19 protein-coding genes and 4 tRNA genes are annotated in these 21,378 nt (G+C 42.7%); 16 read left to right on the top strand and 7 right to left on the bottom strand.

Annotated features, from left to right (window positions below):
• Window positions 1–5: 5 nt before the first annotated feature.
• The 5 genes from MHH41_RS18515 to MHH41_RS18495 form a co-directional block, all read right to left on the bottom strand.
• Window positions 6–1,625, bottom strand: coding sequence for a (2,3-dihydroxybenzoyl)adenylate synthase (locus MHH41_RS18515; RefSeq protein WP_340866653.1), 1,620 nt, complete (start codon window positions 1,623–1,625; stop codon window positions 6–8).
• 24 nt (window positions 1,626–1,649) lie between these two features.
• Window positions 1,650–2,831: an isochorismate synthase DhbC gene (gene dhbC / locus MHH41_RS18510; RefSeq protein WP_003214915.1), complete on the bottom strand. Its 1,182-nt coding sequence runs from the start codon at window positions 2,829–2,831 to the stop codon at window positions 1,650–1,652.
• Between the two features lie 26 nt (window positions 2,832–2,857).
• Window positions 2,858–3,643 (bottom strand): 2,3-dihydro-2,3-dihydroxybenzoate dehydrogenase, encoded by a 786-nt coding sequence (locus MHH41_RS18505; protein ID WP_212046517.1) that lies wholly within the window; start codon window positions 3,641–3,643, stop codon window positions 2,858–2,860.
• A gap of 7 nt (window positions 3,644–3,650) precedes the next feature.
• Entirely contained in the window at window positions 3,651–4,532 is an 882-nt protein-coding gene (locus MHH41_RS18500; protein WP_340866651.1) for an alpha/beta hydrolase, read from the bottom strand.
• Between the two features lie 567 nt (window positions 4,533–5,099).
• Window positions 5,100–5,957: a hypothetical protein gene (locus MHH41_RS18495; RefSeq protein ID WP_340866650.1), complete on the bottom strand. Its 858-nt coding sequence runs from the start codon at window positions 5,955–5,957 to the stop codon at window positions 5,100–5,102.
• 108 nt (window positions 5,958–6,065) lie between these two features.
• On the opposite strand from MHH41_RS18495, the gene MHH41_RS18490 reads away from it, so the two are divergent.
• The 3 genes from MHH41_RS18490 to MHH41_RS18480 all read left to right on the top strand — a co-directional run bounded on the left by MHH41_RS18490 (window position 6,066) and on the right by MHH41_RS18480 (window position 9,150).
• Window positions 6,066–7,022, top strand: a complete 957-nt coding sequence (locus MHH41_RS18490; RefSeq protein ID WP_058013213.1) for a DUF4885 family protein — start codon at window positions 6,066–6,068, stop codon at window positions 7,020–7,022.
• A gap of 220 nt (window positions 7,023–7,242) precedes the next feature.
• Window positions 7,243–8,607: a replicative DNA helicase gene (gene dnaB / locus MHH41_RS18485; RefSeq protein ID WP_003214779.1), complete on the top strand. Its 1,365-nt coding sequence runs from the start codon at window positions 7,243–7,245 to the stop codon at window positions 8,605–8,607.
• A 129-nt stretch (window positions 8,608–8,736) separates the two neighbouring features.
• A complete protein-coding gene (locus MHH41_RS18480) occupies window positions 8,737–9,150 on the top strand; it encodes a VOC family protein (RefSeq protein WP_058013214.1) in 414 nt (137 codons plus the stop codon).
• Between the two features lie 32 nt (window positions 9,151–9,182).
• Here MHH41_RS18480 and MHH41_RS18475 read toward each other — a convergent pair whose 3' ends face one another.
• Window positions 9,183–10,388, bottom strand: coding sequence for a cytochrome P450 (locus MHH41_RS18475; protein ID WP_340866649.1), 1,206 nt, complete (start codon window positions 10,386–10,388; stop codon window positions 9,183–9,185).
• A 106-nt stretch (window positions 10,389–10,494) separates the two neighbouring features.
• On the opposite strand from MHH41_RS18475, the gene MHH41_RS18470 reads away from it, so the two are divergent.
• From MHH41_RS18470 to MHH41_RS18455, 4 genes are all read left to right on the top strand, one after another.
• Window positions 10,495–11,106, top strand: a complete 612-nt coding sequence (locus MHH41_RS18470; protein WP_240792611.1) for a TetR/AcrR family transcriptional regulator — start codon at window positions 10,495–10,497, stop codon at window positions 11,104–11,106.
• A gap of 216 nt (window positions 11,107–11,322) precedes the next feature.
• Window positions 11,323–12,612: an adenylosuccinate synthase gene (locus MHH41_RS18465; RefSeq protein ID WP_339206447.1), complete on the top strand. Its 1,290-nt coding sequence runs from the start codon at window positions 11,323–11,325 to the stop codon at window positions 12,610–12,612.
• 136 nt (window positions 12,613–12,748) lie between these two features.
• The gene (locus tag MHH41_RS18460; RefSeq protein ID WP_340866648.1) at window positions 12,749–13,882 is read left to right on the top strand and encodes a DUF418 domain-containing protein; all 1,134 of its coding nucleotides are present in this window, start codon (window positions 12,749–12,751) and stop codon (window positions 13,880–13,882) included.
• Between the two features lie 15 nt (window positions 13,883–13,897).
• Window positions 13,898–14,107, top strand: a complete 210-nt coding sequence (locus MHH41_RS18455) for a hypothetical protein (protein ID WP_050944649.1) — start codon at window positions 13,898–13,900, stop codon at window positions 14,105–14,107.
• 29 nt (window positions 14,108–14,136) lie between these two features.
• On the opposite strand, the gene MHH41_RS18450 is transcribed toward MHH41_RS18455, so the two are convergent.
• Window positions 14,137–14,661 carry a peroxiredoxin family protein gene (locus tag MHH41_RS18450; protein WP_012011881.1) on the bottom strand — a complete coding sequence of 175 codons (525 nt, stop codon included), beginning with the start codon at window positions 14,659–14,661 and terminating at the stop codon, window positions 14,137–14,139.
• A gap of 342 nt (window positions 14,662–15,003) precedes the next feature.
• Between MHH41_RS18450 and MHH41_RS18445 the strand changes: the two genes are divergently transcribed.
• The 9 genes from MHH41_RS18445 (at window position 15,004) to MHH41_RS18405 (ending at window position 21,339) form a co-directional block, all read left to right on the top strand.
• Window positions 15,004–15,079 (top strand) — tRNA-Lys (locus MHH41_RS18445).
• A 6-nt stretch (window positions 15,080–15,085) separates the two neighbouring features.
• Window positions 15,086–15,157 (top strand) — tRNA-Glu (locus MHH41_RS18440).
• A gap of 81 nt (window positions 15,158–15,238) precedes the next feature.
• Window positions 15,239–15,315, top strand: a tRNA-Asp gene (locus MHH41_RS18435).
• Window positions 15,316–15,342: 27 nt separating this feature from the next.
• Window positions 15,343–15,415: transfer RNA gene (locus MHH41_RS18430), tRNA-Phe, on the top strand.
• Window positions 15,416–15,765: 350 nt separating this feature from the next.
• On the top strand, window positions 15,766–16,473 hold the full coding sequence (gene yycF, locus MHH41_RS18425; protein WP_003215017.1) for a response regulator YycF: 708 nt from the start codon (window positions 15,766–15,768) through the stop codon (window positions 16,471–16,473).
• Window positions 16,474–16,480: 7 nt separating this feature from the next.
• The gene (walK, locus tag MHH41_RS18420) at window positions 16,481–18,319 is read left to right on the top strand and encodes a cell wall metabolism sensor histidine kinase WalK (RefSeq protein ID WP_137054106.1); all 1,839 of its coding nucleotides are present in this window, start codon (window positions 16,481–16,483) and stop codon (window positions 18,317–18,319) included.
• Window positions 18,309–19,688, top strand: a complete 1,380-nt coding sequence (gene yycH, locus MHH41_RS18415) for a two-component system activity regulator YycH (protein ID WP_253621962.1) — start codon at window positions 18,309–18,311, stop codon at window positions 19,686–19,688. Before walK ends, yycH begins: the two co-directional genes overlap by 11 nt.
• The gene (locus MHH41_RS18410) at window positions 19,675–20,538 is read left to right on the top strand and encodes a two-component system regulatory protein YycI (protein ID WP_137054108.1); all 864 of its coding nucleotides are present in this window, start codon (window positions 19,675–19,677) and stop codon (window positions 20,536–20,538) included. The genes yycH and MHH41_RS18410 overlap by 14 nt, the downstream gene beginning before the upstream one ends.
• Window positions 20,539–20,544: 6 nt before the next feature.
• On the top strand, window positions 20,545–21,339 hold the full coding sequence (locus MHH41_RS18405) for an MBL fold metallo-hydrolase (protein WP_044139071.1): 795 nt from the start codon (window positions 20,545–20,547) through the stop codon (window positions 21,337–21,339).
• The last annotated feature ends 39 nt before the right edge of the window (window positions 21,340–21,378 follow it).

The raw sequence follows: 21,378 nt of genomic DNA, 5'->3' as shown, positions 1-21,378 counted from the left end.
TTTTTTTATACGTTGGCAGTATGGATTGAAGCTAATTCTCTTAATGCTTTTTTACTGACTTTGCCTACACCTGTTTGCGGGAACGCATCGATCCATTCAATGCGGTCGGGAATTTTATAGGCAGCAAGCCCGCGTTCTCTTAGAAATGACTTTAAGGCGTGTGGTGCTGGCTTGTTGTTTCCTTTCGCAATAACAAAGGCACATGAGCGTTCGCCAAGAAACGGATCTGGCATGGACACCATGGCGGCATCATGAATGTCAGGATGCGCAAGTAAATGATTTTCAACTTCTTCAGCGGCAACCTTTTCGCCGCCACGATTGATTTGATCCTTGTCTCTGCCTTCTACTACCACATTTCCTTCTTTTGTTAATCGCACGATGTCACCTGTTCTGTAAAAGCCATCGGCTGTAAATGCTTTCTTGTTTTGTTCATCGGCTTTATAGTAGCCGCGAATCGTATAAGGTCCTCTTGTTAAAAGGTGTCCAGCCACTTCATTCGGGACGGGCTTGTCCTCATCATCTACCACTAGTACCTCATCATATTCAGACATCGGGCGTCCTTGTGTGTGAATAATGACATGTTCAGGATCATTCAATCTGGTATAGTTGACCAGACCTTCGGCCATGCCAAAAACTTGCTGTAACTTACACCCAAGGGCAGGCATTACTCGTTTTGCTGCCTCGGCGCTTAATTTAGCACCACCGACTTGTAAAACCTCAAGACTCGATAAGTCATCTGATCGATGTGGAGCGGCTTCTAGCCAGATCAATGCAATAGGCGGAACGACTGCGGTAATTGTTGCCCGTTCTTTTTCAATGAGTGGAAAGACGACATCAGGACTTGATCCAGGTGCAAGAACGACTCTTCCACCTGCGTATAACGTCCCAAGGACTCCAGGCGAGCTTAATGGATAGTTGTGCGCAACTGGAAGTGTAGCTAAATACACACTATCTTTTGTGAGCTCGCACACCTCATTGCTTTTCCAAAGACTATACATATAGTCATCATGTGTACGAGGTATGAGCTTAGAAAGGCCTGTGCTGCCTCCTGATAACTGAAGAAATGCAATATCACTTGCCTCTACATGAATTTGAGGATCAAGTGCTGGGTCCTTGCGCAGATCATCCAAGTCAAGGAATTCCTCAGCCTTCCCTGCAACAATGACATGAGGTAATGAGGAAAGCTTTTCTTTCACTTGACGTGCGAGTGATCGATAATCAAAGCCATCATGGATATCTGGTATGACATATGCATCTGCTTCGGCAAACTCAATAAAATAAGTGATTTCGCTGCTTCTATGAGATGGCAGTGAGAAGACGGGTAAAGCACCGATTCGAAATAAAGCGAAAATGACTTCAAAAAAAGCAGGAATGTTAGGAAGCTGCACGACAACTCGACTGCCCTTTTGAATTCCAAGCTGGTGGAAACCGGCGGCAAGACTGCTGACGCGCTCATCAAGTTCTTGGTAGCTCATGTGCGTATCAGCGTATGTAATCGCAGTTTTATTCCTTAACGATACGGCGCGTTCACGAAGCATACCGCCAAAGGTTTCTCCACGCCAACAGCCGTTTTCACGGTAGCGTTTTGCAAATTCTTCTGGCCATGTAGGTGGTTGAACAAACATGTTTTTGTCATCTCCTATGTATTTTTATAGCTGATGGATGCCCATCGCACGAAGCATCGTGTTAAATTTTGCAGATGTTTCGGCTAGCTCTTCTTCTGCCTTAGATCCTTTGACCACTCCTGCACCAGCAAAGAGGCGAAGGGATTGACCCTCAGCTTCTGCACAACGAATAGTGACAATCCAATCACCATCACCATTTGCATCTGCCCAGCCGATCATTCCTGTGAAAAATCCTCGATCGAAGGGTTCAATTGCTTGGATTGCTTCACGTGCATCTGCTGTAGGTGTTCCGCATACTGCGGGTGTTGGATGAAGGCTCAGCGCTAAATCAATTGAGGATACACTGGAATCTGCTAATTCACCTTTTACGACAGTAGATAAATGCCACATCGTTTCTGTTTGTATGACGGATGGTGATACAGGCACATCTAACTTACGACAGTAAGGAGCAAGCGCTTTAGTGACAGCGTCGACAACCACTGCATGCTCGTGTAAATCCTTCGCTGAAGTAAGGAGTTCATCGTGACGGCGCTGATCTTCTACTGGATCTGAACTACGCGGCCGAGAACCAGCGAGTGGATTGGAAATCACAGATGAACCCGTTTTTGAAAGAAGCAGCTCAGGACTTGCCCCAAGAAGTGTGCGCTTTTGGGGAGATTTCGGATCAGCTACATTTGCAGCAAACGTATAGCCAGTCGTATTGTGACGAGCCAGCCGTTCGAGTATTGCTTTCGTATGAATGTCTTGATTTGATTTGAGATGGAGAGATCGAGAAATGACGATTTTGCTAAGCTCTCCTTTTTCAATTTTAGCTAACCCTTCGTTCACACCATTCATGTAGACTTCAGGAGAAGGGACAGGTGTCACCTCATAGGATGGCGATGTCACTTCCGATTCCTCATCACCTTGATGAAATTCGAGTGGATCACTAAACTGTACATGGATTGGCACATTTAAACGAACGGGTTGCGCCGGATCAAACGGAACAGCACCAGCAATAATTGGTGATTGAATACCAGCTTGTTTGGCAGTGTCAAATACGTGCGCTACCCTTGTGGAGAGTTCATTGAGCTGATTGGTTTCAATATGCTGGAAAATTCCTTCTGCAAGTATTGTACGTTTAGGGGAAGCAAGGAAAAAAGCGCCTGGCTGATAGTCTTGAATCAACTGTACTTTTTCTTCTGACGGCAATAATGAATGTTTCATGAAAAGGCCTCCTTTTTGATGAAATGCTAGATTCCGAGTGTTGCGCCACCATCAATCGTGAGATTCTGCATCGTAATATGACTGGATTGTTCAGATGCAAAGAAGATGACTGCATCAGCGATGTTTTGAGGATCAGCGATTTTTTGTAAAGGAATACCGGTTTTATACGTCTCTAATGACCCTTTGATCACATGGTCTGCGCCTTGTTCATCAGACCATAAAGCCCATTGCATAGGTGTTGCGGTAGAGCCAGGAGAGACAACATTGCATCTGATTCCATAGTCTGCCAGCTCTAATCCAAGCGTTTTTGTAAAGGAAGTAGCTGCTGCCTTTGAAGCGGCATAGGCAGCCATATTCATTCTAGGAATGGCACCTGCGTTAGAGCTGACGGTCACAATGACCCCTGCTGATCTTTTCATCATGTATTTGGAGACAGCTTGTGATACATAAAAGACACCATGTGTGTTGACTGCGAAGGTTTGTTGCCAGTCATCTGCACTAAGCTGGTCAATAGAACTGATTCGAAGAATGCCTGCTACATTGACTAGTAAATAAATGGGTCCAAGCTGTTTTTCAATTTGATTGATCATGTGCTGAACAGATGCTTGATCGGTAATGTCACCTGGATAGGCAAAGGCACGTAAGCCTTCATCATTCATTTGATGGACGGTGCTCTGAAGCTGATCCTCATTTGCGTCAACTGCTGCAATGATCGCACCTTCGTCGGCTAGTCTTTTTGCGACTGCTTGTCCGATACCTTGTCCTGCGCCTGTGACAAGGGCAATCTTTTGAGATAGACCGCTATGTTTCATACGTTCACTACCTTTCTTTCATGTCTGTGGTTGTTAAAAGATCATCATGATAGAGCGCAAAACGAAAAGCGTAATTCATCAGCACCGGTAAAACGGACGTATGTCCTTCTTCAGGGAACTCGTGATAGGCCGTATGTAAGCCATATGTGGATAAAGGCTGCATACGATTTGCTAGTGACTTTGCATGAGCATTCATTTGACATGGATGATGTTTTTCTAACTCACCTACACCTACAAGCAGCCTGACATTCATAGGCACCTGACGTATGCGGTTGGTGAATTGGTATTCTTTTTCTAGAAATAATTTTTTGTTCCAGTGGATAGAAGGACTGCCTGCAATATATGTCTGATAAGCATCAGGGTGCTCAAATAGTGTGTGTAATACAAAAAGACCGCCAAGAGAATGCCCAAACAGTGTTTGACGACTTAGGTTGATCGGAAAACGTTGCTCGATATAAGGCTTCACAGTCTTTTCTAAAAAAGAAAAGAAAGCAGAGGCCCCACCATATGTATGGATGGAGAAGTCTTTTCTTTTGCCCCCGATGGAAGCGTCAGGGCTGGTAAGAGTGAGATCATAATGCCTGAGCGGATGATAGGGCGCTTCTGTCTGATAGCCAATTCCAACAATGATGGCAGGTACAACACCTGTTTTTTCAGGTCTTCTTGACTGTAAACGAATGGCTTCGACCATTGTGCCAAAAAGTGAATTCCCATCAAGCACGTACATGACTGGAAAACCAGCCGCTGGAGGAGTAGTATTCGGTTTAAATATAAAAATTCTGTATGGGTGTGCTGTGATATCTAGTTGCTCCGTCCCGGGTATAAAAAAAGGACGGCTTTCTCCGAAAAATGAATCCTCAGTACCCATTCCTTCAGGGCGTTTGGACATATGTGACAAATCTCCTTCCTCAAATTCGACTCTCATACGATGATAAAAGCAGGCTTGTAGCTATTGGATGAGTGTAGTACTTGAAGAATGGCTTCTCCAAATGAAAATGATTCTCAACTATCCGCAAGCAAAACAAATGATAATGGTTATCAATTATGAAGTCAAATGTTCATCAAGTTGTGTATTTGATTTTTTTATTTTAATATTCAGAAAATAAAGGACTAACTCACTAACAAATGATTTGAAATAGGGAATATCGGACCTTGTCATTTAAAAATAGGAGAAATGTCAAAAGACCTTGACTGCCTCGGAATTTTTACCATTTTCTTCTGTTTGATACAGGAATAAATATGGGCTTTTCTTCTCGAAATGATTTTGAGGAAAAATAAGTCTATAGACTCATTTGTATTTTTAGGGACATTGAGGAGGATTTTGCGAAAAGTAGGTGATCTCATATCTCAAAACTGATTCAATAGTATGCACAGCTTTTTTAAGAGTGGCGAATGATAACAATTAAAAAAAGTAAGGGATGTACCCTTACTTTTTAATTCTGTAAACACCATTCAATTAGAATCCATCTGTGACATCATATTCGTAACGGATATCGGCTTTGACATTGCTCATAGTAGATCTCGCTGTAGCCTTTGCGTTGTACTTAAAGCTCCATTTTTGCGCGACTTTTAATTGATCTTCAAGAGAAATACGGTAAGAACCACTTGTTGCAGATGAAAAAATGGATTCGTTCCAAATCTTGTTTTCATCAGCCATCAGCTTGTGAGTAACATTTCCTTGGTTAGGCGATTGTGTACTCGTTGTTGAAATTGATTTAACGATTGCACTTCGGGGAATAGCCGTATGATTAGTTAAATCCATTGTAATGACTGAAGAATCAACTCCTAAAAAATTCAAAGAAGTATTCCCCAAGTTGGTAGCGGCCCCCGTAAAGTTGAATGTCCCATTTCCAGATTTAATTCGATCTTGAATGGAGACAGTAAAATACATATTCCCTGTATATGTACCACGGGTCACTTTCACAAAATAGGTTTCTGAAATTGAAGTAACGTCACCAGTATTAGCAAAAATAAATGGTGTAATTGAATCAGGATTTATAACCTCGGACCCTGTCATAGATTGTTTTGAATTATACACTTCTATTTTCATACCTGTATAATTCTTATCATATGAGCTTCGCACATAAACCCTTTCACCCTTATTGATCGTGAACTGATAATAAGCTTCATTTTCACCTTCAGGTAAGATTGTCGTATCTGGACGACTATATTTCCAATATCCCATTGAGCTTGCTGTGTTAGGACTGTTATTTCCTGTAATCGCTGCTTCTGCTGAATTAGGTGCAAAAAAACTAGTAACAAGCACTAATAATAATGCAGGTAATAAAAAACGTTTGAAGATAGTATTTGTCATATTTTAACCCTCCTTGTAATAATTACTATATCGGATCAAAACTAACAAATTTTAACTGAATTGCCGATATATTTAATAATCACTAATTTTTCAAAAAGGAGAATCAAAATGAATATTAATACGTCATACAGGGCAGCTACTTCAAACACTCATAAAGAAACAGATTCTAAAAACCAATCGACTATTAAAAGCACAAACGAGACGATGACCGAAGCAGATAAACGAATGAAGATACTTGATGAGAAATATCAAAAAATTAATGAACAAAATAAAAGATTCAATGATCCTCAAGACCACATATATAATAAGTATAGAAATCCATACTCCTCTTATTTCAGAAGTGATCTAACCAAGTCTGAAAGAGAAGCTGCGTACACTATGGAAATGAGTTGGGCAAGGAATAATAAGGGTGGGCAATATGACTTTAATGACGCCATCTTCCGTAACGAAAAACGGTACGATCCCACCCAAGAAAGCGTAGAAAAGAAAATATTCAATCGACAAAAGGTCAACGAACAATTGCAAGATTTATTCTCTAAAAACGGTATAACCATTCCTAAAAACACAAATTTAACTTTTACCATTGACCCAAATCATTTCAAATTAGTGGTGAGTGGATCAACAGATGAATCGCTGACCAAACAAATAGAAGACCTATTAAATACAAGCAACAATACAAGAGAATTGTTTTTCCATATTATGAAAAGTAGAAATGATGATTCTACTCAATTCACGCCTGATTCTCTTGCAAAGTTCCATCTTGTGAATCAAATCAAAACGGTCACAGGCTACAATTTAAAGGATTTAAGCATTGTAAATGGTCAATTTGTAACGGATAAAGGGACGAATATTTTTGATATATACAAAGAAGATCTCCTGAAAAACCCATACACAGCAGAACATGCACGAATTGCCGCTTCACATTACGGAGCACAGCTGTTTGATCTAGCGAAAAACGGGTTTGATTCTATTCCCGATTTGGTGTTATCAATTGGTTATCAAAACGGGTCTTTACATGACATTGGGCAAAAAGAAAATTATGGAGTGAAGAAAACGATCGATTAACAACATGTGAACGGTAACAGATACAAATCCCATTAGCGGCAATGAAGGACTCTATAACAATTGATGTTACAGGGTCTTTTCTATTGAGATGCGTTGGTTGGCTGTTCAGCGAAACATCCTCATGGTAATTTTGACTATAGTCGATGTTTTTCACTTTTTTATTGATGAAAATGTTAAAATGATGAGTAGCGTATTTTTTTATGAAAGGACGGTGCTTGGCATGACGGAACTTCTCGATGACCGGCTGCCGCCGCAAAATATAGAAGCCGAGCAGGCCGTATTAGGTGCTGTTTTTTTAGAACCATCTGCGCTCACGCTCGCTTCTGAGGTATTAATTCCAGAGGATTTCTATAGAATGTCGCATCAAAAGATTTACAATGCGATGCTTGTACTTGGTGATAGAGGGGAACCGGTCGATCTTGTTACGGTGACTTCTGAACTGGCCAATACAGATTTACTAGAAGAGGTAGGCGGGATTTCGTATTTAACCGATATTGCGAATTCTGTCCCAACTGCCGCAAACATTGAATACTATGCAAAAATTGTAGAAGAGAAATCAATTTTAAGACGTCTGATCCGCACGGCGACAACCATTGCACAGGATGGGTACACGCGTGAGGATGAAGTAGAGGATCTGTTGAGTGATGCTGAAAAGACCATTATGGAAGTGGCGCAGCGTAAAAACTCAGGAGCCTTCCAAAACATTAAGGACGTGCTTGTTCAGACATATGATAATATTGAACAGCTTCATAACCGAAAAGGCGATATCACAGGGATTCCAACAGGTTTCTCCGAGCTTGACCGGATGACAGCTGGATTCCAGCGAAATGACTTAATTATTGTAGCGGCTCGTCCATCAGTAGGGAAAACAGCCTTCGCATTGAACATCGCACAAAATGTTGCGACCAAAACGGACGAAAGTGTCGCCATCTTTAGTTTAGAGATGGGGGCTGAGCAGCTCGTCATGCGTATGCTTTGTGCAGAGGGGAATATCAATGCACAGAACCTAAGAACCGGTAACCTGACAGAAGAGGACTGGGGCAAGCTGACAATGGCGATGGGCTCGCTATCAAATAGTGGGATTTTCATAGATGATACGCCTGGAATCAGAGTAAGTGAAATTCGCTCGAAATGCCGCCGCTTGAAGCAAGAAAACGGTCTTGGCATGATCCTGATTGACTACTTACAGCTCATTCAAGGGAGCGGACGATCAAGCGATAACCGTCAGCAAGAGGTTTCTGAAATCTCTAGGGCATTAAAATCACTGGCAAGGGAGCTTGAAGTTCCAGTTATTGCCTTGTCTCAGCTTTCACGTGGAGTAGAGCAGCGTCAGGACAAACGTCCGATGATGTCTGATATTCGTGAATCAGGAAGTATTGAGCAGGATGCCGATATCGTGGCATTCCTTTATCGTGATGATTACTACGACAAAGAATCAGAGAATAAGAACATTATTGAAATCATTATTGCTAAACAACGTAACGGTCCAGTTGGTACAGTATCACTGGCGTTCGTCAAAGAATATAACAAATTCGTCAACCTGGAAAGAAGATTTGACGATGCGGGTGTTCCGCCCGGTGCTTAAAGCCCAGCTCAAGAAGCTGGGCTTTTTTTGATCAATCTACATCGAAAGAATGATTGAAAAACGATCGAAATGAGGAGGAGAGAAAGACAGAGAAATCGTATACTAAAAAGAGAAAAGGAGTGATGACTGATGAAATTTCAACAGTTCGAAGCCGCTCAATTACGCATCGCACGCCCAACTGTCAACATGGAAGAGGTTGTTTCCTTTTATGAAGAAGGCTTAGGACTCAAACGAATAGGTTCGTTTGATCAGCATGAAGGATATGATGGAGTCATGCTGGGGCTTCCTCATCAGCATGTTCATTTAGAAATCACGAAGCATGAAGAAGAAGAAAGCCTGCCCGCCCCGCATCCAGAACAGCTTCTCGTGTTCTATATTCCAGATGCTGAGGAATTCAGGCAAATGAAAGAGAGATTGCTCTCATTTGGCGGACGGCAAGTCACCTCTACAAATCCATATTGGGAACGGGGAGGAGCAACCATTGAAGACCCAGATGGGTATCGCATTGTGCTCATGAACACAGATGGAATCACCCCCGTTTAAAAAAAGACTCCCATGCCTGGGAGTCTTTTCTGTTATGAACGAGGTGTGACACGCAGTTTCAGCTCTTTCAGTCCATACATGCTGCTGCTTGTCATCGGAACGTAAGAAAGGAGCTCTAACGCCTCATATCGTTCGATTAAAGTCTTTATAGCTGTACATGCTTCAAGACGTGCGAGTGGTGCGCCAAGACAGAAATGGATGCCGTGCCCGAAACCAATATGAGGATTAGGGTGGCGGTGTATATCGTATTCGTGTGCGTTTGAAAATTGACGCTCATCTCGGTTGGCGGAAGCAAGAAACACAATCACATTGTCTCCCTTTTTCAACACTTTGCCTCCAAGCTCTGTATCTTTTGTGACATAACGGACGATCGTAGGAGCTGGTGCACGAAAACGGACGGCCTCTTCCACCGCACGTGGGATGAGTTCAGGTGATTGGGCGAGCGCTTCATACGCACCCGGCTGTTCTAACAAGCTGAAAATCATATTGGAGATCAAGTTGGTGGTTGTTTCGTTGCCGGCTAAAAGGAGAAGATTACAGAATGGTATTAGTTCATCCGCTGACAGTTTTTCTCCATTCTCCTCCGCTTGAATGATGAGGGAAATCAAATCATCACCGAGGTTGTGACGTTTCTTTTCAATGGTGTCTGCAAAAAACGCCATCATGTCAGCTTCTCCTTTGTCACGTGTTTTCTGCCATTCAGCTACATCCTCCTCATTTTCACTTTTAGGCATGCTGACGAGAATATCTGACCATTCTTTAAAGGATTGTTTATGCTCTGGCGGCACACCTAAAAGCTCTGCAATGACAATGACAGGAAGTGGATAAGAAATGTCTTGCACTAGGTCAATCTCTTTTTTTCCTTCAAGTTGTGCCATGAGTTCATCCATTAATTCTTGAATACGAGGCTCCCACAATTTCATGACTCGAGGGGTAAAGGCTTTGCTGACAATGGAGCGGATACGAGTGTGATTGGGAGGGTCCATCATCACCATTGTTTTCATCAGTGAATGCTTCCGTTGGTTTTTAGGAGGCTGACTCGAAAAGGTATCTTTATCGATTGTCACACGCTTTGCTTCCTCATAGGTGAATACGCTCCACGTTCGGCTGGCTTCGTCAAAATGAACAGGTGATGTCTGGCGCATGCTGGCATACCAATCAAATGGGTGATACGGGTCCTGCTTGTTCTTTCCTCTTAATAACGTTTTTTGCACGGCACTTGGGGTTGTTGTTTCCATGATCATCACTCCTTATAGGTTGTCAGATGATTCCTTTTTTTCATTGTGTTAGATTAAAGTTAATTCATCAGCCTGGAGGATTCAACCAACAGAAAAGCGAAATCTGTTGAAGAAAATAGGAAGGGGAGAGCGGCTTGTGGCGGACTGCTACAGAGGGGATAAGCGCGCAACGGAATCAAAGCAGCAATTAAGAAAAGCATTATTTCAGTTATTAAGTGAGAAAGAATGGGGGAAGATTTCTGTACAGGATTTGACGAAAGTGGCGGGCATCCACCGCACGACCTTTTATCAGCATTATGAGGATAAATTTGATCTTGCCCAGCAGGTGATGGATGAGATGTTTGATGTGATGAAATGTGCCATTTTTGCGCCTGTACAAGAAGGTAATTTGGAAAAAGAGCATGCGGCATATGTGTATATTTTTCGATTTTATCAGCATTTGCAGGAACACGAAGAGGAGTATCAAATTCTCTTGAAGCGAGGACGAGAGCTCAATATTCATGGAACGGTTCGTGCTTTTTTTGAAGAAAGCTTTTCTTTGGGGGTAAAGGGGGTTGCAGGCTCAAAGCCTGATCCGCTTCTCGTTCCTATCGACATGCAGAAGCAATTCGTCATTTCGGCTTATGTTGGAACAGCTGAATGGTGGCTGAGGACAGGGAGACCGTACTCACCTGATTTTATGGCAAGCTCGATGATTCATTTAATTGAAAATCAATAGAAAGTAAGAATAATCAAAATTGTTGTTTTTACTCAAAATCTCCCTTTTTAAGCGCTGAAGAAGTGATTAAAGCGCTTTTTCCTATATTTAAAACGAACAAAATTTGATTTCGAGATATTAATGTTCGGATTTCGCGTTGACTTTTTCGTTTTGCATTGATAAAATAAATGTGTTTGAAAGAGATAACGTTTTGAAAGGTTAACGGAGGTGCACGATATGTCTTCAGTAGTCGTAGTAGGTACGCAGTGGGGTGACGAAGGGAAAGGGAAAATTACCGATTTCCTTTCAGAAAATGCAGAGGTGATTGCCCGTTATCAAGGGGGAAACAATGCAGGTCACACGATCAAATTTGATGGAGTGACTTACAAGCTACACCTCATTCCGTCCGGTATTTTTTATAAAGAAAAAACTTGTGTCATCGGTAATGGAATGGTGGTTGATCCTAAAGCGTTGGTCACTGAGCTTGCGTATCTTCACGAACGGAATGTGAGTACAGATAACCTCAGAATCAGCAATAGAGCCCATGTTATTTTGCCTTACCATTTAAAATTGGACGAGGTAGAAGAAGAGCGGAAAGGGGCTAACAAGATCGGTACGACGAAAAAAGGAATCGGACCAGCTTATATGGACAAAGCAGCTCGTATCGGTATCCGTGTCGCAGATCTATTAGATCGTGAAGTATTTGAAGAGAAGCTTGCACGTAATCTAGAAGAGAAAAATCGTCTTTTAGAGAAAATGTACGACGCAGAAGGCTTCAAGATTGAAGATATTTTAGACGAGTATTATGAATATGGTCAGCAAGTGAAAAAATATGTCGTGGACACATCTGTTGTCTTGAATGACGCACTAGATGAAGGCCGCCGCGTGCTATTTGAAGGAGCACAAGGTGTGATGCTTGATATCGATCAAGGGACATATCCATTTGTTACGTCATCTAACCCAGTGGCTGGGGGAGTGACGATTGGTTCTGGTGTAGGACCGACGAAGATTCAACATGTGGTCGGCGTGTCAAAAGCGTACACAACTCGTGTTGGAGATGGCCCATTCCCGACAGAACTCCATGATGACATTGGTGATCAAATCCGTGAGGTTGGCCGTGAATACGGTACAACAACTGGACGCCCGCGCCGTGTTGGCTGGTTTGACAGTGTGGTTGTCCGACATGCTCGCCGTGTGAGCGGGATTACAGATCTATCTCTTAACTCAATTGATGTATTGACAGGGATTGAAACATTGAAAATCTGTGTCGCTTATAAATTGAACGGAGAAATCACAGAAGAATTCCCAGCAAGTCTAAATGAACTAGCGAAATGTGAGCCTGTCTACGAAGAAATGCCAGGATGGACAGAGGATATTACAGGCGTGAAGAATTTAAGTGAACTGCCTGAAAATGCCCGTCATTATTTAGAGCGTATTTCACAATTAACAGGTATTCCACTTTCCATTTTCTCAGTCGGACCAGATCGTTCACAAACGAACGTTGTCCGCAGCGTGTACCGTCCATAATCATAGACTGATCAGACACCAGTAAAATTGCACATTTTACTGGTGTCTTTTTGTTTAAAAATTTCTTAATTTCAGTAGAACAAGCTTCCGATCATTACCAAAATATGATAACTGTATAGGGGGAAGGAGCGTTCTAGTGAAAGAAAGAATAAGATTATTAGATATTTTAAGAGGTTTCGCCATATTAGGCACATTGGGAACGAACGTCTGGTTTTTTGCCTATGCAGGGGATACCTTTGCGACAGATCAGATTGCAGATGAATATGAGAATGGCAGTTTTCTAGAAAGCCTTGTTTCCATGTTCGTCTATGGGAAAATGCTCTCGCTGCTTACTATCATGTTCGGTGTAGGGCTAGAACTCAAATACCAGCAGGCCAAAAGAAAAAACACGCCTTGGCCGGGTACATATTTATGGATTCTTTTATTTTTATTTATCGAAGGCTTTGTCCATTTTGCACTTGTGATGGAATATGATGTGCTCATGAGTTACGCTGTCACCGGTTTGCTTGTGGCATTTATTGTGCGAGGAGGGAGCAAGCGTATCAAAAGAGGCATGCTCTTCTCTGGAGTCATTCATCTGCTTGTTCTGTCCTGTCTGATGGTGTTCGCCCTCTCTGAAATGGAAACAGCATCGTATGATCAAAGCAGTGAACCGGCGCTGGAAGAGCAGCTACCAGAGACATGGATCTCACAGGTTCAAGAACGATTACAACACTTTTTCATGTACCGGGGGGAAGCGATCTTTATCATTCCAATGAACACATTTCTGTTTTTATTAGGTGTGCGGATGATGAGAGCCGGTGTTTTTTATACAAACGAACGCGGGCAATCTCTACGGAAAAGATTATTCCGAATCGGTCTGTGGGTGGGTTTGCCGCTGAATGCACTTGTCTTCGTTCCGAACGAACTAGTGGAATTCGTTGTGCGCTATGCGTTTTCGCCATTCCTCTCTCTTTTCTATATCGCTGTCATTGCGAAGCTCCTAGCTCACACGGAGTCATGGTTCATGTGGAATTGGTTTGAATATGTAGGGAAAATGGCACTCAGCTGTTACATCCTGCAAAATGTCATCTGCTCGGTTCTTTTTTATAGCTGGGGATTGGGTCTTGGCGGGCAAATCAACGCCCCTCTTATCGTATTGGCATGGCTGCTCATTTCTCTTCTGCAAATCGCCATATCAGCATGTTGTCTAAAGGTTTGGAGAATTGGTCCAATGGAATATATTCGTTCGCAGGCACTTCGCCGGGTGACGAAGAAGAAAGCAGCATAAAGGGGAATCGTTACAATGTTTTTCAAAAAAAGTACGAAAAAAGAACAAGCGAATGCACATAAAGCAGCTGGGCCGGCATTTATCTTTTATCTTCTCGCATTAGGAGGACATTCGCTGTACTCTTATTTCCAGGGTGATAAACCACCCGTCACTTTTGTGATTCTCATGTCGGGTCTTCTTGTGTTTTTCGTCGCAGACTGGATATATCATAAAAGGAATTCATAAAAGAAGCCCTCGTCATGAGGGCTTCTTTCTTATTTCACGCTTTTATATTGGCCTTTTAAGTTTTTGCGGATGTACTGAATGATTTTGCGCAGTTCGTTGGCATGCGGTCTGCCAAACGGACTTGTTTGTCTTTGCTGATAGAGGACTTGGCCCTTTTCGTTTAATAAGAAATAGGCAGGTTCCCCGTGCACTCCGTGATCTTCATAAGGAGCATCTTCTCCGTGATAGTGGACTTCATATGCTTTTAATGAAGTGAGGTCCTTGTCAGACATGATTGGGAAGGATAGTCCTTCTTTATCGGCAAATTCCTTCAAGTCATCAGAATGATCCGTTGAAATCGCCATTAAGTGGATATCCTTGTCTTGAAAGTATGACTGCTGCTGTTCGAGCTCTTTCAATTCTTCTACACATACTGGGCACCATGAGCCTCTAAAGAAGACGATGAGGTGCCAGCTTTGATGCTCCTCTAAATGTTTGTGAAAATCAATATGTTCGCCCTGAATGGTTGGAAGTGAAAAATTGGGCATTTTATCTCCTAATTTGAATGAACTCATACTGCTTCCTCCTTTTTCAATCACAATGTCACTTGTTTCATGTATAACCAATTCCGGGAGGTCTAAAACGTTTCTATGTGCTTGAATAGGTAGTGATCATGAAAAGAGGCAGCAAAAATGAAGGCGGTTGCAAGTAGAAGGGATTTGGCAGGAGATTTCAAATCCGACACTTTTTTTAAAAAAATGTCGAAAAACGTATTGCCATATGTAATTACTCTATGATATTATAAATCTCGTTGTTGCAAAGGTCTCTGAAACTTGTTAGGATGCGATGTTCCAGCTTTTTTAAAGCGATTGGTTTGACGCAATACAACTTCTTCAGAATTACTTTTCACAAACCGAGAGCCATTAGCTCAGTTGGTAGAGCATCTGACTTTTAATCAGAGGGTCGAAGGTTCGAGTCCTTCATGGCTCACCATGTATTGGCCCGTTGGTCAAGCGGTTAAGACACCGCCCTTTCACGGCGGTAACACGGGTTCGAATCCCGTACGGGTCATTGATTTACTTTAGCGTTAAGCTAATTTTTCCTCACTTGCTTGGAAGAGCACCACGATTGCTTTTTCAGGCAAGTTACTGAGGTCCGGTAGTTCAGTTGGTTAGAATGCCTGCCTGTCACGCAGGAGGTCGCGGGTTCGAGTCCCGTCCGGACCGCCATTTATACTTATTCATCTTTTTGATGATGGCTCGGTAGCTCAGTTGGTAGAGCAACGGACTGAAAATCCGTGTGTCGGCGGTTCGATTCCGTCCCGAGCCACTTCCAAACGCATCTGCAATCGCAGGTGCGTTTTTATTTTATGAAAAGAAGGCATAAAAAGGGAGAAGCCGGACCTAGGTAGGGCCCGGCTCCATAAGAAGAAGACGTTACATCTATATAGACGATCAGTGACTGGAAAAGTTTCAATAAAAAAGGAAAAAAACCATCATTTTTTTGAGTATCGTCTTCCTATCCAACGATTGCTAGAAAAGAAAGCCGTTATTATTTTTATCTTTGCCACGTAAAACGTTATAATAGACAGTGAACCTTTTTTGCTCAAATGAAAAAGGTCTGATGAGACATGCAAAAATGGAATGACATAGATGCTAAAAATGCAGGAGGAAATCACAATGGAAAAAAAGATTCTTGTCGTAGATGATGAAAAACCGATTGCTGATATATTGGAGTTTAACTTAAGAAAAGAGGGCTATGAGGTTCATTGTGCATATGACGGCAATGAAGCCCTTGAAATGGTAGAAGAAATCAAACCGGACATTATTCTGCTCGACATTATGCTACCGAACAAAGATGGCGTTGAGGTATGCCGTGAAGTGAGAAAGAAATATGACATGCCGATTATCATGCTGACAGCAAAAGACTCTGAAATTGATAAAGTCATCGGTCTTGAGCTTGGCGCAGATGATTATGTGACGAAGCCATTTAGCACGCGCGAACTGCTTGCCCGTGTGAAAGCGAATTTGAGAAGACAAATTGCTACGCCGCAGACAGAGGAAGAATCTGAATCAAATGATATTGAAATTGGATCACTTGTCATTTATCCAGATGCGTATGTGGTGTCTAAGCGCGAGGAAACGATTGAATTGACGCACCGTGAGTTCGAATTGCTTCATTACTTAGCGAAACATATCGGACAGGTTATGACACGTGAGCACTTGCTGCAAACCGTATGGGGCTACGATTACTTCGGGGATGTCCGTACAGTAGACGTCACCGTCCGCCGTCTTCGTGAGAAAATTGAAGACAACCCTAGCCACCCGAGCTGGATCGTGACAAGACGAGGCGTCGGCTACTATTTAAGAAACCCAGAGCAGGACTAAGATTCTTATGAATAAAGTAGGTTTTTTTCGCTCGATTCACTTTAAATTGACCTTAATTTACGTGCTGCTGATCATTGTCGCCATGCAGATCATTGGCGTGTACTTTGTGAAGCAGCTAGAGCAGTCCTTAATTAATTCATATGATAATTCCTTGAATCAGCGAATCTACTCGTTATCGTATTACCTAGAACAAGATTCATCGAAAAGCAAGGCAGAATTAAAAGAGGATGCTCAAAAGATATTAAACGACTTTAACAACAAAGATGAGTCTAATGAAATTTCTGAAGTCAGCTATATCGATGAAAGCAGAGAGGTGATTGCCTCTGTGAATAACGGCAGTCAGGAGATTGCCGGCAAGAAAATCACAGATCAAATCATTAGCCGGATTTTCGCAGTAGGCAAAGACTATGAAAAGAAATTCTATGACCCAGAATCCAATAAACGGGTGCGTATTTCTGCGACAGCCGTGAAAAATGAAAACCAAGAAACTGTCGGTGTGATTTATGTTGTGTCTTCGATGGAGAGCGTGTTTAACCAAATGCGAACCATTAACACCATTTTGGCAACGGGCACACTGATCGCACTTGGGACGACCGCATTACTTGGAATTTTCATCTTTAGAACAATTACTCATCCTATTTCGGATATGAGGAAGCAAGCGATCGAGCTCGCCAAAGGGAACTTTTCCAGAAAGGTTCGAAAGTATGGACATGATGAGATTGGCCAGCTTGCGACGACCTTTAACCATCTGACGAGAGAGCTGGAGGAAGCGCAGCTGATGACGGAGGGTGAGCGGAAAAAGCTTTCTTCGGTCATTGCCTATATGACGGATGGCGTCATCGCAACGAATCAAAACGGTGCGATTATTCTATTAAACAGCCCAGCATTAGAGCTGTTAAATGTTTCACGTGAAACAGCTCTAGAGATGCCGATTACGTCCTTACTGGGCCTCGAGGACACGCATACCTTTGAAGATTTAGTCGAAAATCAAGATTCCATGCTGATAGAAATCGAACGCGAAGATCAGCTGTCTGTTTTGCGTGTGAATTTCTCAGTGATTCAGAAAGAGCACGGGAAGATTGATGGTTTAATTGCGGTCATTTACGACGTCACAGAGCAGGAGAAAATTGATGCAGAACGCCGTGAATTCGTCGCAAACGTATCACATGAGCTGCGCACACCGCTGACGACGATGCGAAGCTATCTTGAGGCACTGGCTGAAGGGGCAATTGGTGATAAAGAGCTTGCGCCAAGGTTCCTCAGTGTCACGCAAAATGAAACAGAGCGTATGATCCGTCTTGTTAATGACCTGCTGCAGCTGTCTAAGTTCGATAGCAAGGATTATCAATTCAACCGTGAGTGGACGAATTTTATCAGGTTTATCTCATTGGTCATTGATCGTTTTGAAATGACGAAAGAGCAGCATGTCGATTTTATCCGCAATCTTCCGCAGCGTGAAATATATGTGGAAATCGATCAAGATAAAATCACACAGGTGCTCGATAATATCATTTCCAATGCCATGAAATACTCGCCAGAGGGTGGACATATCATGTTTACCGTTGATTTGGATGAGGAGAATGGTCTTGTATTATTCAGCGTCAAAGATGAAGGGATCGGTATTCCGAAGAAGGATATGGATAAAATCTTTGAACGTTTTTATCGAGTGGATAAGGCGAGAACAAGAAAACTTGGCGGAACCGGCCTAGGCCTTGCGATTGCAAAAGAAATGGTTCAGGCTCATGGCGGAGATATTTGGGCTGACAGCATTGAAGGAAAAGGAACAACGGTGACCTTTACCCTTCCGTACAATGAAGAACAAGAGGATGATTGGGATGAAGCGTGAGACCTTTAAAACCATAATATTGACAATCCTAATTGCGATCAGTCTTGTGTTTACGTGGAATATCTGGATGTTCCAGCCCGTCATGCAGGACCAGGCAGATGCCGGCACTCAGGTCGTGGAAACGAAGAAGATATCAAGCGATGAGCCTAGAAGCCTCATTGATGTCGTGAAGCCGCGCGAGATGTTCATCCATTCAAATGGGGAGCATTTTAAAGTGGATCAAAAGGAACTCTTTCAAAACTTCTGGAATGATGTGAGCCTTTGGGATGTGAAAGAGATTTCGGATGTGTCAGATCAATATTCGGAGCAGAAATTTAAGAATTTCTTCTATGGAAGCGGAGGACAGGGGAAGACATTGGATCTTGTGTTCAATGACCCAATTCCGATTGATATTTTCCAAGCGTTGTTTAAATGGCCGAACAAGTCCATTGAATACAACTCGTTTGACCGGATGATTGTGCCGTTCTCCCAGCAGGACAAGGCCAATAAGAAAGTCTATTTGGTTTCATACAGCAAGGAAACGGTGCTTGAGCTGACAATAGAATCCGCTAACTATCGAAATCTCATGGACAGTATCGCAGCCGCTCAAAACGAGATGCCGCACTATGATCTCTATACATTCTCAGCGAATTCGAAACGAGATTTCCTCCTTCCGAGAAAGCAAAAGCAGCTTGAAGCGAAAATGTTCTTTATCGAAACGATTAAGACAAGTAAATTCAAGGACGCTTTGTTTACGGACCCGAGTCTTGTCGGTGAGGAGTCTAATTTAAATCGGACGGTGTACACAGATGGCACAAGCCGTCTTGAAGCCAATCAAAAAGACCACCGCATCCAATATCAGCATCGCAATATCAACAGCAGCACCGTTTTCCAAACGGGAGATTTGATCAAGCGAAGTGTGAAGTATTTCAATGATACGGGAAGCTTTACCGATGACTATCAATACTTTGGCATCAATAGCAATCAGCAGCTTTCCTTTAATATGTTTATGGATGGCCTGCCGATCGTTAACAGTACAAAGCATCCATTTGGGATGACCTCTCTTGAAGTACAGTGGGCGAATGATGACATCTTGAATTACAAGCGTCCAAACTATATTCTAGGCAACAAAGCAAGTCAGAGTGAGCAGGTCAAACTGATGAATGGGACAGAGCTGAAAGACTTAATCGTCAAGCAGACGAAATATGATGACCTTGAGAAAATTGAACAAATTTTCCCGGCCTATCAAGCTGCTTCCATCGCATCAGATCAAGATCAAGCGATGTTTGTCTGGCTGGAGCCAGTATGGTGCATGAAATACAACGGCAAAACCGTGATTCTATCGCATGATTTGTTGACAGAGGGGAGCGAGAATCATGGAGTGGAATAAGACCAAAACGATCTTTATCCTAGCCTTTCTCGTTCTCGATATCTTTCTAGGTTTTCAATACTTTGAAAAACGATCAACCGATCATTTTGCGATTATCGAAAAAACGGATACGCTGGAAGAAATGAAGGCAGACGGGATCAAATATGGCAATCTATCAGATGAAGCGAAGATTGGCTACCGCATTACAGCTGAAAAGAAGCAATATACGAAAAAGGATGTTGACGAATTAGCTGATCAAAAGGCGAAAAGCACATTCCCGAAAACAGACAAAGATGATCCTGTCACGCTGCTTGAAATGACCTTCACTAAACCAGTGGCCTTGCCGAAAAAAGATATGAAAACAGCGGCGGCAAACCTGGTGAACCAGCGTTTGCTGGATGGGAAGAACTATAAGCTGTGGAGTATTGATGAAGAGACAGGGAAGATCGTCTTTTTCCAAACGTATAAAGGGAAATACATCTTCCAAGAGGGCCTTGATGACTCCGAAACCATCGGAAAAATCACCCTAGATCTAAATGATAAAAACGAGGTCGTATCGTATCAGCAGTCGATGGTGACATCGATTAATGAAGTGAGAAAAGAAACCCTTGTGCCAGCGCTTGAAACTGTGAAGGATTTATATACGCAAAACATGCTGAGCCAAAACACGACCGTGAAAAAGGTAGAGCTGGGCTACTATACGCAATACCCAGGTGCAAGCACGCAGGTCATGGTGCCTGTATGGCGAGTCGAGCTTGAAGGCGTATCAACTGGTTCAAAGAAAAAGACAGAGGAAGAATATTTGATCAATGCCATTGATGGCTCTACACTTGATCATATAGAGAAAGATGACAAATCTTCAATGGAGTGAGAGAACATGAGCTTGCAGTTCAGTGTACTAGCGAGCGGAAGTACGGGGAACGCTTTTTATTTAGAAACAGACGAGCATGCCTTTTTAGTGGATGCTGGGTTAAGCGGCAAACAGATGGTCGAGCTGCTTGGTCAAATCGACCGCAAGCCTGAAGACTTGGACGGCATTTTTGTGACACACGAGCACTCAGATCATATTAAAGGACTAGGTGTCATGGCAAGAAAGTACAAGCTCCCTGTCTATGCAAATGCGAAAACATGGAAGGCGATGGAGACTCATATTGGGAAGATTGACACAGAGCAAAAATTCCATTTTGATATGGAAACCGTCCAATCCTTTGGCGGTCTCGATGTTGAGTCCTTTGGCGTCTCACATGATGCGGCCGAGCCCATGTTTTACGTGTTCCATTATGGCGGGCGCAAACTTGCTCTAATGACGGATACAGGCTATGTCAGTGACCGTATGAAAGGCATCATTCAATCAGCCAATACATTTGTATTTGAGAGCAATCATGATGTCGGTATGCTGCAAATGGGCCGATACCCGTGGAGCATTAAGCGTAGAATTCTAAGCGATGTCGGACATGTTTCAAATGAAGATGCGGCTCTTGCGATGACAGATGTCATTGGAGATGCCACCTCACGCATTTACTTGGCTCATTTGAGTCAGGACAACAACATGAAGGATTTAGCCCGTATGGCGGTCCAGCAGACGCTTGAAATGAAAGGCTTTGTTGTCGGGGATGGCTTTGATTTATATGATACGGACCCGAAAAAAGCAACCCCGCTTTGCGCCGTATGATTTTTACAATCGTATGATTAAGATAAGAGCTTCTTACCA

Source organism: Bacillus sp. FSL K6-1145 (assembly GCF_038003425.1).
GTDB lineage: Bacteria > Bacillota > Bacilli > Bacillales > Bacillaceae > Bacillus > Bacillus pumilus.
Note: the sequence above shows the minus strand (reverse complement) of the source record. Positions and strands in the feature narration are given on the sequence as shown.

What these genes read in the sequence shown, in the direction of transcription:
- MHH41_RS18515 (WP_340866653.1), bottom strand. Translation starts at nt 1,625, where the DNA reads ATGTTTGTTCAACCACCTACATGGCCAGAAGAATTTGCAAAACGCTAC.
- walK (WP_137054106.1), top strand. Translation starts at nt 16,481, where the DNA reads ATGAATAAAGTAGGTTTTTTTCGCTCGATTCACTTTAAATTGACCTTA.
- MHH41_RS18455 (WP_050944649.1), top strand. Translation starts at nt 13,898, where the DNA reads ATGTTTTTCAAAAAAAGTACGAAAAAAGAACAAGCGAATGCACATAAA.
- MHH41_RS18405 (WP_044139071.1), top strand. Translation starts at nt 20,545, where the DNA reads ATGAGCTTGCAGTTCAGTGTACTAGCGAGCGGAAGTACGGGGAACGCT.
- MHH41_RS18490 (WP_058013213.1), top strand. Translation starts at nt 6,066, where the DNA reads ATGAATATTAATACGTCATACAGGGCAGCTACTTCAAACACTCATAAA.
- MHH41_RS18500 (WP_340866651.1), bottom strand. Translation starts at nt 4,532, where the DNA reads ATGTCCAAACGCCCTGAAGGAATGGGTACTGAGGATTCATTTTTCGGA.
- MHH41_RS18410 (WP_137054108.1), top strand. Translation starts at nt 19,675, where the DNA reads ATGGAGTGGAATAAGACCAAAACGATCTTTATCCTAGCCTTTCTCGTT.
- dhbC (WP_003214915.1), bottom strand. Translation starts at nt 2,831, where the DNA reads ATGAAACATTCATTATTGCCGTCAGAAGAAAAAGTACAGTTGATTCAA.
- MHH41_RS18465 (WP_339206447.1), top strand. Translation starts at nt 11,323, where the DNA reads ATGTCTTCAGTAGTCGTAGTAGGTACGCAGTGGGGTGACGAAGGGAAA.
- yycF (WP_003215017.1), top strand. Translation starts at nt 15,766, where the DNA reads ATGGAAAAAAAGATTCTTGTCGTAGATGATGAAAAACCGATTGCTGAT.
- MHH41_RS18505 (WP_212046517.1), bottom strand. Translation starts at nt 3,643, where the DNA reads ATGAAACATAGCGGTCTATCTCAAAAGATTGCCCTTGTCACAGGCGCA.
- MHH41_RS18475 (WP_340866649.1), bottom strand. Translation starts at nt 10,388, where the DNA reads ATGGAAACAACAACCCCAAGTGCCGTGCAAAAAACGTTATTAAGAGGA.
- dnaB (WP_003214779.1), top strand. Translation starts at nt 7,243, where the DNA reads ATGACGGAACTTCTCGATGACCGGCTGCCGCCGCAAAATATAGAAGCC.
- MHH41_RS18450 (WP_012011881.1), bottom strand. Translation starts at nt 14,661, where the DNA reads ATGAGTTCATTCAAATTAGGAGATAAAATGCCCAATTTTTCACTTCCA.
- yycH (WP_253621962.1), top strand. Translation starts at nt 18,309, where the DNA reads ATGAAGCGTGAGACCTTTAAAACCATAATATTGACAATCCTAATTGCG.
- MHH41_RS18480 (WP_058013214.1), top strand. Translation starts at nt 8,737, where the DNA reads ATGAAATTTCAACAGTTCGAAGCCGCTCAATTACGCATCGCACGCCCA.
- MHH41_RS18495 (WP_340866650.1), bottom strand. Translation starts at nt 5,957, where the DNA reads ATGACAAATACTATCTTCAAACGTTTTTTATTACCTGCATTATTATTA.